Raw genomic sequence first — 14,298 nt, forward strand, 5'->3', positions numbered from 1 at the left:
CGGGCCAGCTCGTACGCAGGTGTCAGCCGCCGATGACGACCCGGCGGACGCCGGTCCAGCGCTCCGGGTCGGTGGTCCGGCGTCCGTCGACGAGGACGGTCACGTCGGGGAGGTCGGATGCGGCAAGTTCACGGTACTCGGCGTGGTCGGCCTGGAGTACGGCGGCGGTGACCTTCTCTCCCTGGTGCGGGGTGAGGCCGTGCGCGGCCAGTTCCTCGGCCGTGTACATGGGGTCGGAGACGTACGGAACCGCACCGCGCGCCTTGAGGGCCTCGACCGTCCCGAAGACACCGGAGAAGGCGGTCTCCTTGACGCCGCCGCGGTAGGCGGCGCCCAGTACCAGCACCGGGACGTCCGTCAGGTCGCCGTAGGCGGCGGCCAGCAGGTCGACGGCGTACTCGGGCATGGCGGCGTTGGCCTCGCGGGCCGAGCGCACCACGGTCGCCTCGGGGTCGTTCCACAGGTACATCCGCGGGTAGATCGGGATGCAGTGGCCGCCGACGGCGATACCGGGCTGGTGGATGTGGCTGTACGGCTGGGAGTTGCAGGCCTCGATGACCTTCTTGACGTCGATGCCGTTCTTGTCGGCAAAGCGCGCGAACTGGTTCGCCAGGCCGATGTTGACATCGCGGTAGGTGGTCTCGGCCAGCTTCGCCAGCTCGGAGGCCTCGGCGGTGCCCAGGTCCCAGACGCCGTTGGCCTGCGGCAGGTCGTCGCGCTCGTCGAAGTCGAGGACCTGCTCGTAGAACTCCACACCGCGGGTGCCGGAGGCCTCGTCGATGCCGCCGACCAGCTTGGGGTAGCGGCGCAGATCAGCGAAGACCCGGCCGGTGAGGACCCGCTCCGGCGAGAAGACCAGGTGGAAGTCGCTGCCCGCGGTCAGGCCGGAGCCCTCCTCCAGCATCGGCGCCCAGCGGGTGCGGGTGGTGCCGACCGGGAGGGTGGTCTCGTACGAGACGAGGGTGCCGGGCTTGAGTCCCTTGGCGATGGCGCGGGTGGCGGAGTCCATCCAGCCGAAGTCCGGGGTGCCTTCGGCGTCCACGAAGAGCGGTACGACGACGACCACGGCGTCGGACTCCGCGACCGCGGCGGCGGTGTCGGTGGTCGCGGAGAGCAGACCGGCGTCCACCGTCTGCTTCAGCTTCACGTCCAGGTCGTACTCGCCCGGGAAGGGCTCGGTGCCCGCGTTGACCAGCTCGACGACCTTTTCATTGACGTCGGCGCCGATCACCCGGTGGCCCTTGGTGGCGAACTGGACCGCCAGCGGCAGCCCGATCTTTCCGAGAGCGACTACACAGATGTTCATGGGGTGATTACTTCCTCTTGGAGCCGGTCACCAGGGTCCGCAGACGCGAGCCCAGAGACTTCTTCGCTGGATGCAGGGGACCGATGGCGATCACGATCCGGCCCGCGGCATCGGTCCGCGCGGCCAGCTTGTAGGTGTCGTTCAGACCCCAGGCGCGGGCCAGCGGCATCGGATGGTCCGTGCCCCGTACCGGGATCTCGTAGCGGTGTTCCCCCACGTCGACCCGGACCCGCAGGCCCAGCTCCGCCTTCTTCCGGGTCAGCGGAATCCGCGCCCGGACGATGGTGGAGCCGCCGTCCCCGGCCGCCTCCCGGCTGATCTCACCGGCGGGCTGTGAACGTTTCTCCTTCTCGCCCAGCCGCCGGGCGCCATGGACGTCGGCGGACTTGGGGAGCTTGCCCGGGACGAGTTGGACGGCGACGGAACCGGTGTCCCCGACGACGGGCACCCGGACCGAGACGGCGAGGTCCGTCGGGTCCTCCCCCTCCCCCGACCAGTCGACGGAGAGCAGTTCGGTGCCGGGGCCGAGCCGGTCCGCGATCGAACCGAGCAGTTCGTACCCCCGGTCGGGCAGTCCGTAGAGGGTGTCCCCGAAGCCCGGGTAGGTCGCGTACGCCTTCCCGTCCCGCAGCAGGGTCGGGGGTACGGGGCCCTCGGTGTCCTGCCGGACCAGTTCGGCCAGCTTCTCGGGGTTTCCGGCGTAGACCCAGTGGAAGCGGAGCCGCTCGGGCACCGTGAGCCGGTGCTGCATCCGCTCGAAGGCGCCGTCGCCGTAGTAGTCGGCAAGGAGGGCGGCGGTGGCCCGGACGCATGCGGCGCGGCGTTCGGCGTCGAGCGCCAGATAGTTCTCACCGAAGATCCACGCGAGGTCGACCTTGAGGAGCCGGATCGCGAAGGCGTCGTACAGCTCGGGCGAGGCACCCAGCTCGGAGAGCCGGTCCAGGGCCCGGGCGCAGACCTTCAGCCGGTTCTCGAACCGGGCCCGGTAGGTGATGTTGCTGTCGTCGTCCCGGCGGACGGCGAAGTAGCAGTCGTAGTCAGCGACCACCGAGATGGTCGTGGACCGGACGTAGGCCTCCAGCGTGAACGGCATATCGCAGGAGACGGGCAGGTCCTCCGCGTAACGGAGGCCGTGTTCCTCGATCAGGGCGCGGCGGTACATCTTCGTGTTCGAGATCGCATACAGCGCGCCCGAGCCTATGAGGGGAATGTTGTTCCGGGTCGCCTTGAAGACTGCTCGCGGAATGGACCGCTTGCCGATGGCGACCATCTTGCCGAGGACGACGTCGGACTTGTTCTTGTCCCCCATGGCGACCATGCGCTTCAGGGCATCGGGGCCGAGGTAGTCGTCGGCGCCGACGAAGAAGACGTAACGGCCGGTCGCCCGGGACAGGGCGACGTTGTTGGGCCGGGCCGGGCCCCCGGAGTTCTCCTGGTGGATCACCTTGAAGAGACCGGGGTACCGGTCGGCGTAACGGTCCAGTTCTTTCCCGCTGCCATCGGTGGACCCGTCGTCCACGGCGATGATCTCCATACGGTCCGCCCCGATGCTCTGCTTCACGAGCGAATCCAGGCATTCCGTGAGTGCGGGCATGGTGTTGTAGACCGCAACGATCACAGTGACAGCGGGTTGGGTCAACTGGTCACACCCTCGGACGGGCTCCCGCCGTCGGACAGGCTGACCGTGATCCCCTCGGCCGCGGACCGCAGTACGGCGGCGGCCACCTCGACCGTCCGCATTCCCTCCCGCAGGGTGCAGATGTCCTCGGACTTGCCGAGTACGGCATCGCGGAACAGCTCGTGCTCGACGAGCAGCGGCTCGCGCTTGGGGATCGCGTACCGGATCATGTCGCCCTCGGCGACACCGCGGAACGCCTGGAGCGCCTCCCACTCGGTGGCCAGGGCGGCGTTCGAGTAGAAGGTGAGGTCGGCGGTGAGGGTGTCGGCGATGAAGCAGCCGCGCTCACCGGTGACCGAGGTGAAGCGCTCCTTCATCGGGGAGAGCCAGTTCACCAGGTGATTGACCATCGTGCCGTCGGAGAGCTGGCCCACGGCGGAGACCATGTCCTCGTGCGGGCGGCCCGACTTGGAGACGGTGCGCGCGGCGATCGACGTGTACCGCTGGCCGGTCACCCAGCCGGTGAGGTCGATGTCGTGGGTGGCCAGGTCCTTGACCACGCCGACATCGGCGATGCGGTGCGGGAAGGGGCCCTGGCGGCGGGTGACGACCTGGTAGACGTCGCCCAGCTCACCGGCCTCCAGCCGCTGGCGCAGGGAGCGGAGCGCGGGGTTGCAGCGCTCGATGTGGCCGACGCCCGCGACGAGTCCGCGGGATTCGAAGGCCTCGACCAGCTTGCGCGCGCCCTCGACGCTGTCCGCGACGGGCTTCTCGATGAGCGCCCCGACACCGGCACCGGCCAGCTTGAGACCGACCTCCTCGTGGAGGGCGGTGGGGCAGGCGATGACCGCGTAGTCGATGCCCAGCTCGATGAGCTGGTCGACCTCGGCCAGCACGGGGGCGCCCTGCGCCCAGCCGTTCTTGTCGCCCATCGGGTCGACGACGCCGACGAAGTCGACGCCTTCCAGACCGGCGAGGACTCGGGCGTGGTGGCGGCCCATCGAACCGAGGCCGATCAGACCGGCCCGCAGGCCGGCGGCACCCTGGGTGGTCACAGGTTCTCTCCAAGCTCGTTCACGGCGGCGACGATGCGGTCGAGGTCGTCACGGGACAGCGACGGGTGCACCGGCAGGGAGACGACCTCGGCGGCGGCCTGCTCGGTCACCGGCAGGTCCCAGTTGCGGCCGGCCTTCTGGTCCGGCTCCCAGAACGGCCGCAGCCGGTGGATCGGGGTCGGGTAGTAGACGGCGTTGCCGATCCCGGCCTCGGTGAGCTTCGCCATCGCGGCGTCGCGGGCCTCGGCGCCACCGGCCACCCGGATCGTGTACTGGTGGTAGATGTGGCGGGCGCCCTCGGCGACGACCGGCGTGGTGATGCCGGGCGCGCTGATGTGCTCGCTGAGGTACGCGGCGTTGGCGATGCGCTGCTCGGTCCAGCCCGGCAGCTTGGCCAGCTGGACCCGGCCGACGGCGGCGGCGACATCGGTGAGGCGCATATTGCAGCCGACGATCTCGTTGGCGTACCGCTGCTCCATGCCCTGGTTGCGCAGCAGGCGCAGGGTGCGGGCGATCTCCGCGTCCCCGGTGGAGACCATGCCGCCTTCGAGGGAGTGCATGTTCTTCGTCGGGTAGAAGCTGAAGGTGCCGCCCGCGCCGAAGGCGCCGACGGGCGTGCCGTTGAGGGCGGCGGCGTGGGCCTGGCAGGCGTCCTCGACGACGGCCAGCTTGTGCTTGTCGGCGATCGCCGTGATGCGGTCCATGGCAGCCGGGTGGCCGTAGAGGTGGACCGGCATGATCGCGGCGGTGCGCGGGGTGATCGCGGCCTCGACGGCGGCCGGGTCGAGACAGTACGTCTCGGGGTCGATGTCCGCGAAGACGGCGTCGGCACCGACGAGACGGACCACGTTGGCGGTCGCGGCGAAGGAAAAGGAGGGGACGATCACCTCGTCGCCGGGCCCGATGTTCAGGGCCATCAGCAGCAGGTGCAGGGCGGAGGTGCCGGAGTTCACGGCGACGCAGTGGCGGCCGTCGACCAGCTCGGAGAAGCCCTCCTCGAAGGCGGCGACCTCGGGCCCCTGTACGACCCGGCCGCTGCGCAGTACGCGGACCGCGGCCTCGATCTCCTCGTCACCGATGACCGGGCGGGCAGCGGGGATGGGCTGCCTGTTGCTGCTGCTCGTCATGGACGTCCTCCTAGAACACCAAGAGCTGTCTGTGGCAGGAGGTCTGGAGAATGAGCGGACGTCATCTGTGCGGCCGCGCACACCCCATCCGGCGCTAGCCGACGCCCTACCGAGGATCTGGACCGGGTCCTGCTAGCCGGACCGGGCCGGTCACCCACCGTAGTGTCCGGGACTGGATCCTCACCCGGCAGCGACCGCCGTCACATTATCAGGGATTTCGGACCCCTTTTCGGGGACGTTCAGGCCTCCCCGGCATCAATTCGGAGACAATCGCAGTGTTCCGCCCCACGGCTGTGGGACGGAACACTGCGATTCACCGAAAGGCCGGGAACCGTTCGGCTCCGGGCTGCGTCACCGTCAGCCCTCGGTGACCGCCGTCACCGTCGCGGGGGCCGACTTCGCGGCCGCCGCGGTCTTCTTCACGGCCGCCTTCTTCGCGGTCGTCTTCTTGGCCGCGCTCTTCTTGGCCGCCGTCTTCTTGGTGGCGGCCTTCTTCGCGGTGGCCTTCTTGGCGGTCTTGCGGGCCGCCTTCTTGGCCGGGGTGGCCTCGACGGCGTCGTCGGAGGCCTCGGCGGCCGCGGGGGCCTCTGCGGACGCCGGGGCTTCGGCGGAGGTGCCGATGACGACGACCGCGCCGGACTCGTCCGTACCCGCGCCCGCCGGGGCACCGGCCGGGGCGGTGACCTTGCGGACCACCCGGCGGCGCGCCCGCGGGGGCGCAGCGGCCGGCTCGGGCTCCGCCGCCGGGGCGGCCGGTCCGTCCTGGACCGGGGCCTCGGGGGCCTTCGCCACGACGACGACCTCGGCCTCGGGGGCCGCGGCAGCCTTCGGCGAACCGGCCGGGGCCGATGCCTTACGGGTCGCCCGGCGGCGGCCACGGCCGGCCGGAGCGGCCTCGGCCGGCTCGGGCGCCGCGGTCTCCTGCGGCTCCTCGACGGCCTCCGCCACGACGGGCTCCGTCACGGCCTCCGGCTGCGCGGTCTCGCGCTGCGCGGCCTTCGGGGCACCACCGGGCGCGGACGCCCTGCGGGTGGCCCGGCGGCGGCCACGGCCGCGCTGAGCGGCGGCCTCGGCCTCGGCGGCGCTGTTGTACAGCTCCTCGTCGGGTACGAACTCGGGCTCGGCCAGCGCGATCGGCTCGGCGACCTCGGCGGCCACCTCCTCGGCCGTCTCGTGCTCGTGCTCGTGCTCATGGAGGGCTTCGGCGGCGTGGTCGTGCGCCGCGGCGTCGCCGCCGCGTCCCCGCTTCTTGGACCGCTTGCCACCGCCCCCGCCACCGGCGGACGCGGCCTGGTCCATGTGCACGATCACACCGCGGCCGTTGCAGTGGACACAGGTCTCGGAGAAGGACTCCAGCAGCCCCTGGCCGACCCGCTTGCGGGTCATCTGGACCAGGCCCAGCGACGTCACCTCCGCGACCTGGTGCTTGGTCCGGTCCCGGCCCAGGCACTCCAGCAGCCGCCGCATCACCAGATCGCGGTTGGACTCCAGCACCATGTCGATGAAGTCGACGACGACGATGCCACCGAGGTCGCGCAGCCGCAGCTGGCGCACGATCTCCTCGGCCGCCTCCAGGTTGTTCCTGGTGACGGTCTCTTCGAGATTGCCGCCCTGACCGGTGAACTTACCGGTGTTGACGTCGATCACGATCATGGCTTCGGTCTTGTCGATCACCAGCGAGCCGCCGCTGGGCAGCCAGACCTTCCGGTCCAGCGCCTTCATCAGCTGCTCGTCGATGCGGTACGTGGCGAAGACGTCGACCTCGCTGGTCCAGCGCTGGAGCCGGTCGACCAGATCGGGCGCGACGTGCGCGACATAGCCGTGGACGGTCTGCCAGGCCTCGTCACCGCTGACGATGACCCGGGAGAAGTCCTCGTTGAAGATGTCGCGGACGACCCGGACGGTCATGTCCGGCTCGCCGTAGAGCAGCGTGGGCGCGTTGCCGCTCTTCGCCTTCTTCTTGATGTCCTCCCACTGCGACTGGAGCCGCTCGACGTCGCGGCGCAGCTCGTCCTCGCTGGCGCCCTCGGCGGCGGTGCGCACGATGACGCCCGCGTCCTCGGGGACGATCTTCTTGAGGATGGTCTTCAGCCGGGCCCGCTCGGTGTCGGGCAGCTTGCGGCTGATGCCGGTCATCGAGCCCTCGGGCACGTACACCAGATAGCGGCCGGGCAGGGAGACCTGGCTGGTGAGCCGGGCGCCCTTGTGGCCGATCGGGTCCTTGGTGACCTGGACGAGCACGGACTGGCCGGACTTCAGCGCGGCCTCGATGCGGCGGGGGCCGTTGGCCATGCCGAGCGCCTCGAAGTTGACCTCGCCCGCGTACAGCACGGCGTTGCGGCCCTTGCCGATGTCGACGAACGCGGCCTCCATCGACGGCAGGACGTTCTGCACCTTGCCCAGGTAGACGTTGCCGACGTACGACGTCGACTGCTCCTTGTTGACGTAGTGCTCGACGAGGACGTTGTCCTCCAGAACGCCGATCTGGGTGCGCTCGCCGCTCTGGCGGACGACCATGACGCGCTCGACGGCCTCACGGCGGGCCAGGAACTCGGCCTCGGTGATGATCGGGACCCGGCGGCGGCCCTGCTCCCGGCCCTCGCGGCGGCGCTGCTTCTTCGCCTCAAGACGCGTGGAGCCCTTGATGGACTGGACCTCGTCGGAGGCCTCTTCACGGGTACGGGCGCGCGGCTCGCGGACCTTGACGACCGTGCGCTCCGGGTCACCGGAGCCCGGCTCCTCGTCGACGGCCGGCTCACCGCTGCGACGGCGACGGCGACGGCGGCGACGGCTCCCGGCGGAACCGAGACCGGCCTCCTCGTCCCGCTCGGCGTCCTCGTTGCTCTCGATGTCCTCGTGGTCCTCGGTGTCCTCGGGGGACTCAGCGGACCCAGCGGACCCAGCCGCCGGGGCGGTCTCGTCGTCCCCGGTGTCGTCGGACTGCTCGGGGGCCTCGCCACGGCGACGACGGCGGCCGCCCCTGCGGCGACGGCGCGACGGCCGGTCCTCGTACTCGTCGTGCTCCTCCGCCTCGGCGTCGGCCTCGGTCTCCTCGGCCTCGGCTTCGGCTACGTCGGCGGGCGGTGCGGCGGGCTGCTCGGCCTGCTCGGGGGCCTCGCCACGGCGCCGACGGCGACGGCGGCCGGCGGGCTCCGGAGCGGCCTCGACAACGGCTTCCACCGTCTCGGCGGTCTCCTCCGCCGTCTCGGCGAGCTCCTCGACGGCTTCCGCCTCGTCGGTGAGCGGCTCCTCGTACACCACGGCGGCAGCCGCTGCGGCCGTCTCCGGGGTCTGGAACATCGGCTCGGAGAAGACGGGCGCCCGGAAGACGGCGACGGCGGGCCGGGCGGCGCGGCGGGCGGCCGGTTCGGCGCTCCGGGCCTGCTCGGCGGTGAACTGCGGCGCCACGACGCGGCGGCGGCCACGGCCACGGCCGGCGGCGGTCTCGGCGGCGACGACCTGGTCCTCGTGGGCGGTGATCTCGGCGACGGTGTCGCCGGGCAGCGTCTCGCCGCTGCCGTCGGCCTCGGGCTCGACCGGGGCGGCCGGCTCGGCGGCGGTGACCTTGCGGGTGGCCCGGCGACGGGCACGCGGAGCAGGTGCCTCCTCGGCAACCGGCTCAGCAGCAGCTTCGACCGGCTCGGCGGCCGTGACCTTGCGCGTGGCACGACGACGCGCACGGGGCGCGGGCGCCTCCTCGGCAACCGGCTCAGCGATCGGCTCGGCAGGGGTCTCGACCGGCTCGGCAGCAGTGACCTTGCGGGTGGCCCGACGGCGCGCACGCGGCGCGGGCGCCTCCTCGGCGGCGGCCTCCACGACCGGCTCAGCAGGGGTTTCCACAGCTTCGACCGGCTCGGCAGCCGTCACCTTGCGGGTGGCCCGGCGACGCGCACGGGGCGCGGGTGCCTCCTCGGCAACCGGCTCGGCAGGGGTCTCCACAGCCTCGACCGGCTCGGCAGCCGTCACCTTGCGGGTGGCACGACGGCGCGCACGCGGCGCCGTCTCTTCGGCAACCGGCTCAGCGGCAGCCGGTGCGGCCTCGGCGGGCGCGGCGGCGGTGGCCTTGCGGGTGGCCCGGCGGCGGGCACGCGGCGCGGGCGCCTCCTCGGCGGCGGCCTCCACGACCGGCGTGGCGGCGGTGTCCGCGGAGCCTTCGGCGGCGCTCGCGGCCGGCGGTCCCGCGGGCCGGGAAGCGGCGCGGCGGCGGCGCGGCGGCAGCGTGTCGCTGGGGCTGTTCGATTCGGGGGTGGTCCCGGTGGTACCGGGTTCGTTCGGCTCGTGCATGCGGGCGGTTCTCCCGTCACGCTCCCGGGCGGACGCGCTCACGGTCCGGCCTTGATCCGCGCGAGGCGCGGTGATGCCGTCCGGGGCGGGGCCGCCGCACGGGAGCTTCTGTCTGGCTCGCCGGTTCCGTACGCGATCTACGTACGGCCTGGCGAAAGTCTGGTGGTCTTTCGCGGCCCGACCCAGGTGGCTTCCGCGTACGAGGGCCGCGCTGCGACGACGATCCGGTCGCGGCGGGACCGGACCGGTGTCCCCGGGCGGGGACGGCCTCGCGTCCGTCGAGGGGAGGCAGGCAGGCGGCCGTGGCTAGGCCGGTACCGCCTCGCGGTCGACTGCGAGCGGGTCGGTCACCGTGCCGGACTCCTCGTCGAAGAGCCCCTGCGCCAGCCTGGTCACCGCTGCGGGGACCGGCGGCGCCAGGTCGGCCACAGCGCGGAGACCGGACAGGACGTCGTCGGGTCGTACGGCAGGCGTCACGTGCCGTACTACCAGCCGCAGTATCGCACAGGGCCCGGCCGACGGCCCATCGGCCTGTGGAGGAAGGGCTTCGAGAGCCGCTACCGCGCCACGGGCGTCGAAGGTGCGCAGACCGTTCTTGGTACGCCGCTCGACCTCGACCGTTTCGGCGGCGAGGAAGGCGGTGACGGCGGATCCGGCCGCTTCGACGGAGACCCCGTCGAGGCGCAGTTCCCATACGGAAGCGGTGAGCCGGTCGGCGAGTCCCGGGGTGCGGGCCTCGACCGCGTCGACGATGTCGAGCCCGTCGGGCAGCGACTCGTCGAGCAGGGCGCGCAGCACCGCGGGGTCGCGGTGCTGGGTGAGGGCGATCTCCAGATACTCGGCCTCGCTGCCCGTGCCGGTGGGGGCGGCATTGGCGTACGAGACCTTGGGGTGCGGGGTGAAGCCCGCCGAGTACGCCATGGGCACTTCGGCCCGGCGCAGCGCGCGCTCGAACGCCCGCTGGAAGTCTCGGTGGCTGGTGAACCGGAGGCGGCCGCGTTTGGTGTAGCGCAGTCGCATGCGCTGTACCGCGGGTGCGGGCGGCGGGCCTTCGGGCTGTCGCTTGCCCAGTGGTTCTTCTCCTCGGTGCGGGGCGGTCGCGGGTGGCGCCGCCCTCGGAATGCTGGGTGTCCCGTGGGGGCCGAAACCCGGCTCGCACCTGCTGTGTGCAGGGAATGGGGGTGCTCCCCCCGGGCTATCTCGCCCGGAGGCACCCCCACCCACGCCCCCTGGGCGTAGGGAGCCGTCGGATCCGGCCGCCGCTGTCGGTGACAGTCGTTCTCCTACCCAGAGTACGCGCAGGGACCACCACCGGTTCCCCAGGTTCCGTCCGCGGCCCGCGGGAACCGCCATGACGGCGGGCCCGCGGACCGGTCCCGGGGCTACTTGACGACGGTCAGCGGGAGGAGCTTCTTGCCGGTGGGGCCGATCTGGATTTCGGTGCCCATCTGGGGGCAGACCCCGCAGTCGAAGCACGGCGTCCAGCGGCAGTCCTCGACCTCGGTCTCGTCGAGGGCGTCCTGCCAGTCCTCCCAGAGCCAGTCCTTGTCGAGCCCGGAGTCCAGGTGGTCCCAGGGGAGCACCTCCTCGTAGCCGCGCTCCCGGGTGGTGTACCAGTCGACGTCCACGCCGGTCTCGGGCAGGGTCTTGTCGGCGCAGGCCATCCAGCGGTCGTACGAGAAGTGCTCGCGCCAGCCGTCGAAGCGGCCGCCGTCCTCGTAGACGGCGCGGATGACGGCGCCGACACGGCGGTCGCCGCGGGAGAGCAGTCCCTCGACGATGCCGGGCTTGCCGTCGTGGTAGCGGAAGCCGATGGAGCGGCCGTACTTCTTGTCGCCGCGGATCTTGTCGCGGAGCTTCTCCAGCCGGGCGTCGGTGGCCTCGGCGGAGAGCTGCGGGGCCCACTGGAAGGGGGTGTGCGGTTTGGGCACGAAACCGCCGATGGACACCGTGCAGCGGATGTCGTTGGAGCCGGAGACCTCGCGGCCCTTGGCGATGACGTTGACCGCCATATCGCCGATCTGGAGGACGTCGTCGTCGGTCTCCGTCGGCAGACCGCACATGAAGTAGAGCTTGACCTGGCGCCAGCCGTTTCCGTAGGCGGTGGCGACCGTACGGATCAGGTCCTCCTCCGAGACCATCTTGTTGATGACCTTGCGCATCCGCTCGGAGCCGCCTTCGGGGGCGAAGGTGAGGCCGGAGCGGCGGCCGTTGCGGGTCAGCTCGTTGGCGAGGTCGACGTTGAAGGCGTCGACCCGGGTCGAAGGGAGGGACAGGCCGATCTTGTCCGCCTCGTACCGGTCGGCGAGGCCCTTGGCGACCTCGCCGATCTCGGAGTGGTCGGCGCTGGAGAGGGAGAGCAGGCCGACCTCTTCGAAGCCGGTCGCCTTCAGACCCTTGTCGACCATCTCGCCGATGCCGGTGATGCTTCGCTCCCGGACGGGACGCGTGATCATGCCGGCCTGGCAGAAACGGCAGCCGCGGGTGCAGCCGCGGAAGATCTCCACGGACATCCGCTCATGGACGGTCTCCGCGAGCGGGACAAGGGGCTGCTTGGGGTAGGGCCATTCGTCGAGGTCCATGACCGTGTGCTTGGAGACCCGCCACGGGACTCCGGAGCGGGTGGGCACGATCCGGCCGATGCGTCCGTCGGGGAGGTACTCGACGTCGTAGAAGCCGGGAACGTACACCCCGCCGGTCTTCGCCAGACGGAACAGCACCTCCTCGCGACCGCCGGGACGGCCCTCGGCCTTCCAGGCCCGGACGATATCGGTGATGTCGAGGACGGCCTGCTCGCCGTCGCCGATGACGGCGCAGTCGATGAAGTCGGCGATCGGCTCGGGGTTGAAGGCCGCGTGGCCGCCCGCGAGCACGATCGGGTCGTCGATCCCGCGGTCCTTGGCCTCCAGCGGGATGCCCGCAAGTTCGAGGGCGGCCAGCATGTTCGTATAGCCGAGTTCGGTGGAGAAGCTGAGGCCGAACACGTCGAAGGCGCCGACCGGCCGGTGGGAGTCGACGGTGAACTGCGGGACGCCGTGCTCCCGCATCAGCGCCTCCAGATCGGGCCAGACGCTGTACGTCCGCTCGGCGAGGACGCCCTCGCGCTCGTTGAGCACCTCGTAGAGGATCATGACGCCCTGGTTGGGCAGCCCGACCTCGTACGCGTCCGGGTACATCAGCGCCCAGCGGACGTCGCACGACTCCCACGGCTTGACGGTGGAGTTCAGCTCACCGCCGACGTACTGGATCGGCTTCTGCACATGCGGGAGCAGAGCTTCGAGCTGTGGGAAGACCGACTCGGCAGCAGACATCTCAGAGATCTCAGGGCTTTCGTGAGCTGGCAGGGGTGACCATCCAGCGTACCCCGATCGGCCGATCCGCTCAGCTGCCGACCGTCTCCCGCAGCCGCTCCGGGGCGGCCCGGGCCCATACCTCGGGCAGCTCCCGCTCCCGGTCGGCGGCGGACCGCTGCTCCTGTCCGTAGAGAAGCCCCCAGGTGAAGGCGGATTCGCCCGCGGCGTGGGCCTGGGCCGCCAGCAGTTTCAGGGTGTCCCTGGCGACGACGCTGTCCTGGTGGTCGCCGAGGACGGTCTGGACCGCCTTCATCCGTTTGGCGAAGCGCTGGGCGGGCCCACCGAGGGCGGGGGCGGCGACCTCGCCCGCGTACCGGGCGCGTTTGGCTGCCTTGCGGGCGTCGTGCATGGCCAGATCGCGGTCGGGGCCCGCGGGGAGCGACAGGGCGTGTTCGATCCGGTCGGCCAGCCGTCCGTAGTCCTTGCGCAGCGCCCCGGGCAGCACCTGTTCCGGGCTGCCCGCGGCCCGTTTCCGCAGCGGCGGAGCGGCGAGGAATCCTTCGAGGGTGGTGAGCAGGGCGACGTACCGCCGACTGTCGAGGGCGGTGACGGCCCGGCGGCGGGAGCCGGAGCCCCGGGCGCCGGTCCAGATCCGCAGCCGGCCGCGGACCGGGCCCAGCAGCAGGGTCCTGGGCAGGGCGTCGAGCCGGCCGCGCAGCCGCTCGGCGAGCACCTCGGTGTCCCGGGCCGCGCCCAGCTCGCCCGCCAGCCACTTCAGCTCCTCGCCGAGCGGATCGGTGACGGCCCGGTCCAGGACCGCCGCGTACGAGCGGAAGGCGCTGCGCAGCCTGCGGGTCGCGACCCGCATCTGGTGGACGGCGTCGGGCAGATTGCGCCGTACCCCCGGATCGTACGAGAGCAACGCCCTGACCTGGGCTTCCAGATAGGCGAGCACTTCACTGCCCGCGGTGCCGGGGAGCGTCGGCGGGCCGGGGGCGGGCACGGGCGCCAGTCCGGTCTCGTCGAGGGCGCGGGCCAGTTTGGAGGGGGCGTCCGCGTCCCTGATCCCGGCCTTGCGGAGCTTCTTGCCGACCTTGTCGAGGAGTGCGGGGTCGCCGTCGTCGGCGAGTTCGACCTCGATTTCGTCCCAGGCCGCGGTCCGGCCGTCGTCGAGGCGTTCGGCCCGTACCGCGTCCCTGCTGACCTCGGCCAGCAGGGCGCCGTCGCCGTCGACGAGGTGGTGGAGGTCCCGGGCCGAGCGGAGCCGGACCACGGGCTCCAGCGCGCTGTCCCTGGTCCTGGCCCGGACCAGGGCCTTCAGGGTGCGCGGGATCGCCCCGGAGAGCGGGGCCCGGATCTCGTCGCGTACGCCGGGCGCGACGGGGAGTTTGAGGTGCCAGCCCGCGTCGTCGCCGCCGGTGCGGCGCCGCAGGGTGATGGAGGCCGCGGCGAGCCGCAGATCCGAGGTGTCGTAGTAGACCGCGTCGAGTTCGGTGGTGCCCTGGTCGACGACGCCGGCCACACCGGTCACCCGGGTCAGGTCCGGCAGCGTGGTCTCGGGGGTGGCTTCGTACTTCCGCTCGATTTCGCGCTTCGTGTCCGCCATGTATCGAAT

8 protein-coding genes are annotated in these 14,298 nt (G+C 71.7%); all 8 read right to left on the minus strand.

Annotated elements, in window-relative coordinates; all coding sequences use genetic code 11:
- Nucleotides 1–22: 22 nt before the first annotated feature.
- The 8 genes from B7R87_RS09150 to B7R87_RS09185 all read right to left on the minus strand — a co-directional run bounded on the left by B7R87_RS09150 (nucleotide 23) and on the right by B7R87_RS09185 (nucleotide 14,289).
- Nucleotides 23–1,306 carry a nucleotide sugar dehydrogenase gene (locus B7R87_RS09150; protein WP_006349331.1) on the minus strand — a complete coding sequence of 428 codons (1,284 nt, stop codon included), beginning with the start codon at nucleotides 1,304–1,306 and terminating at the stop codon, nucleotides 23–25.
- Nucleotides 1,307–1,313: 7 nt separating this feature from the next.
- The gene (locus B7R87_RS09155; protein ID WP_040916338.1) at nucleotides 1,314–2,945 is read right to left on the minus strand and encodes a glycosyltransferase; all 1,632 of its coding nucleotides are present in this window, start codon (nucleotides 2,943–2,945) and stop codon (nucleotides 1,314–1,316) included.
- Nucleotides 2,942–3,979, minus strand: coding sequence for a Gfo/Idh/MocA family protein (locus B7R87_RS09160; protein ID WP_006349329.1), 1,038 nt, complete (start codon nucleotides 3,977–3,979; stop codon nucleotides 2,942–2,944). Before B7R87_RS09160 ends, B7R87_RS09155 begins: the two co-directional genes overlap by 4 nt.
- Nucleotides 3,976–5,106, minus strand: a complete 1,131-nt coding sequence (locus B7R87_RS09165; protein WP_006349328.1) for a DegT/DnrJ/EryC1/StrS family aminotransferase — start codon at nucleotides 5,104–5,106, stop codon at nucleotides 3,976–3,978. The genes B7R87_RS09160 and B7R87_RS09165 overlap by 4 nt, the downstream gene beginning before the upstream one ends.
- 357 nt (nucleotides 5,107–5,463) lie before the next feature.
- The gene (locus B7R87_RS09170) at nucleotides 5,464–9,390 is read right to left on the minus strand and encodes an Rne/Rng family ribonuclease (protein WP_130584602.1); all 3,927 of its coding nucleotides are present in this window, start codon (nucleotides 9,388–9,390) and stop codon (nucleotides 5,464–5,466) included.
- A 306-nt stretch (nucleotides 9,391–9,696) separates the two neighbouring features.
- A complete protein-coding gene (locus tag B7R87_RS09175; RefSeq protein ID WP_006349324.1) occupies nucleotides 9,697–10,410 on the minus strand; it encodes a TIGR03936 family radical SAM-associated protein in 714 nt (237 codons plus the stop codon).
- Nucleotides 10,411–10,772: 362 nt separating this feature from the next.
- The gene (locus B7R87_RS09180; protein WP_006349323.1) at nucleotides 10,773–12,701 is read right to left on the minus strand and encodes a TIGR03960 family B12-binding radical SAM protein; all 1,929 of its coding nucleotides are present in this window, start codon (nucleotides 12,699–12,701) and stop codon (nucleotides 10,773–10,775) included.
- A gap of 70 nt (nucleotides 12,702–12,771) precedes the next feature.
- The gene (locus tag B7R87_RS09185) at nucleotides 12,772–14,289 is read right to left on the minus strand and encodes a CYTH and CHAD domain-containing protein (protein ID WP_130584603.1); all 1,518 of its coding nucleotides are present in this window, start codon (nucleotides 14,287–14,289) and stop codon (nucleotides 12,772–12,774) included.
- Nucleotides 14,290–14,298 lie beyond the last annotated feature (9 nt).

Origin of the sequence: Streptomyces tsukubensis (assembly GCF_003932715.1) — a bacterium.
Taxonomy (GTDB): Bacteria; Actinomycetota; Actinomycetes; order Streptomycetales; family Streptomycetaceae; genus Streptomyces; species Streptomyces tsukubensis.

Excerpts from the sequence above, each read along its gene's own strand:
- B7R87_RS09150 (WP_006349331.1), bottom strand. The coding sequence starts at position 1,306 with ATGAACATCTGTGTAGTCGCTCTCGGAAAGATCGGGCTGCCGCTGGCG.
- B7R87_RS09165 (WP_006349328.1), bottom strand. The coding sequence starts at position 5,106 with ATGACGAGCAGCAGCAACAGGCAGCCCATCCCCGCTGCCCGCCCGGTC.
- B7R87_RS09170 (WP_130584602.1), bottom strand. The coding sequence starts at position 9,390 with ATGCACGAGCCGAACGAACCCGGTACCACCGGGACCACCCCCGAATCG.
- B7R87_RS09175 (WP_006349324.1), bottom strand. The coding sequence starts at position 10,410 with ATGCGACTGCGCTACACCAAACGCGGCCGCCTCCGGTTCACCAGCCAC.
- B7R87_RS09180 (WP_006349323.1), bottom strand. The coding sequence starts at position 12,701 with ATGTCTGCTGCCGAGTCGGTCTTCCCACAGCTCGAAGCTCTGCTCCCG.
- B7R87_RS09185 (WP_130584603.1), bottom strand. The coding sequence starts at position 14,289 with ATGGCGGACACGAAGCGCGAAATCGAGCGGAAGTACGAAGCCACCCCC.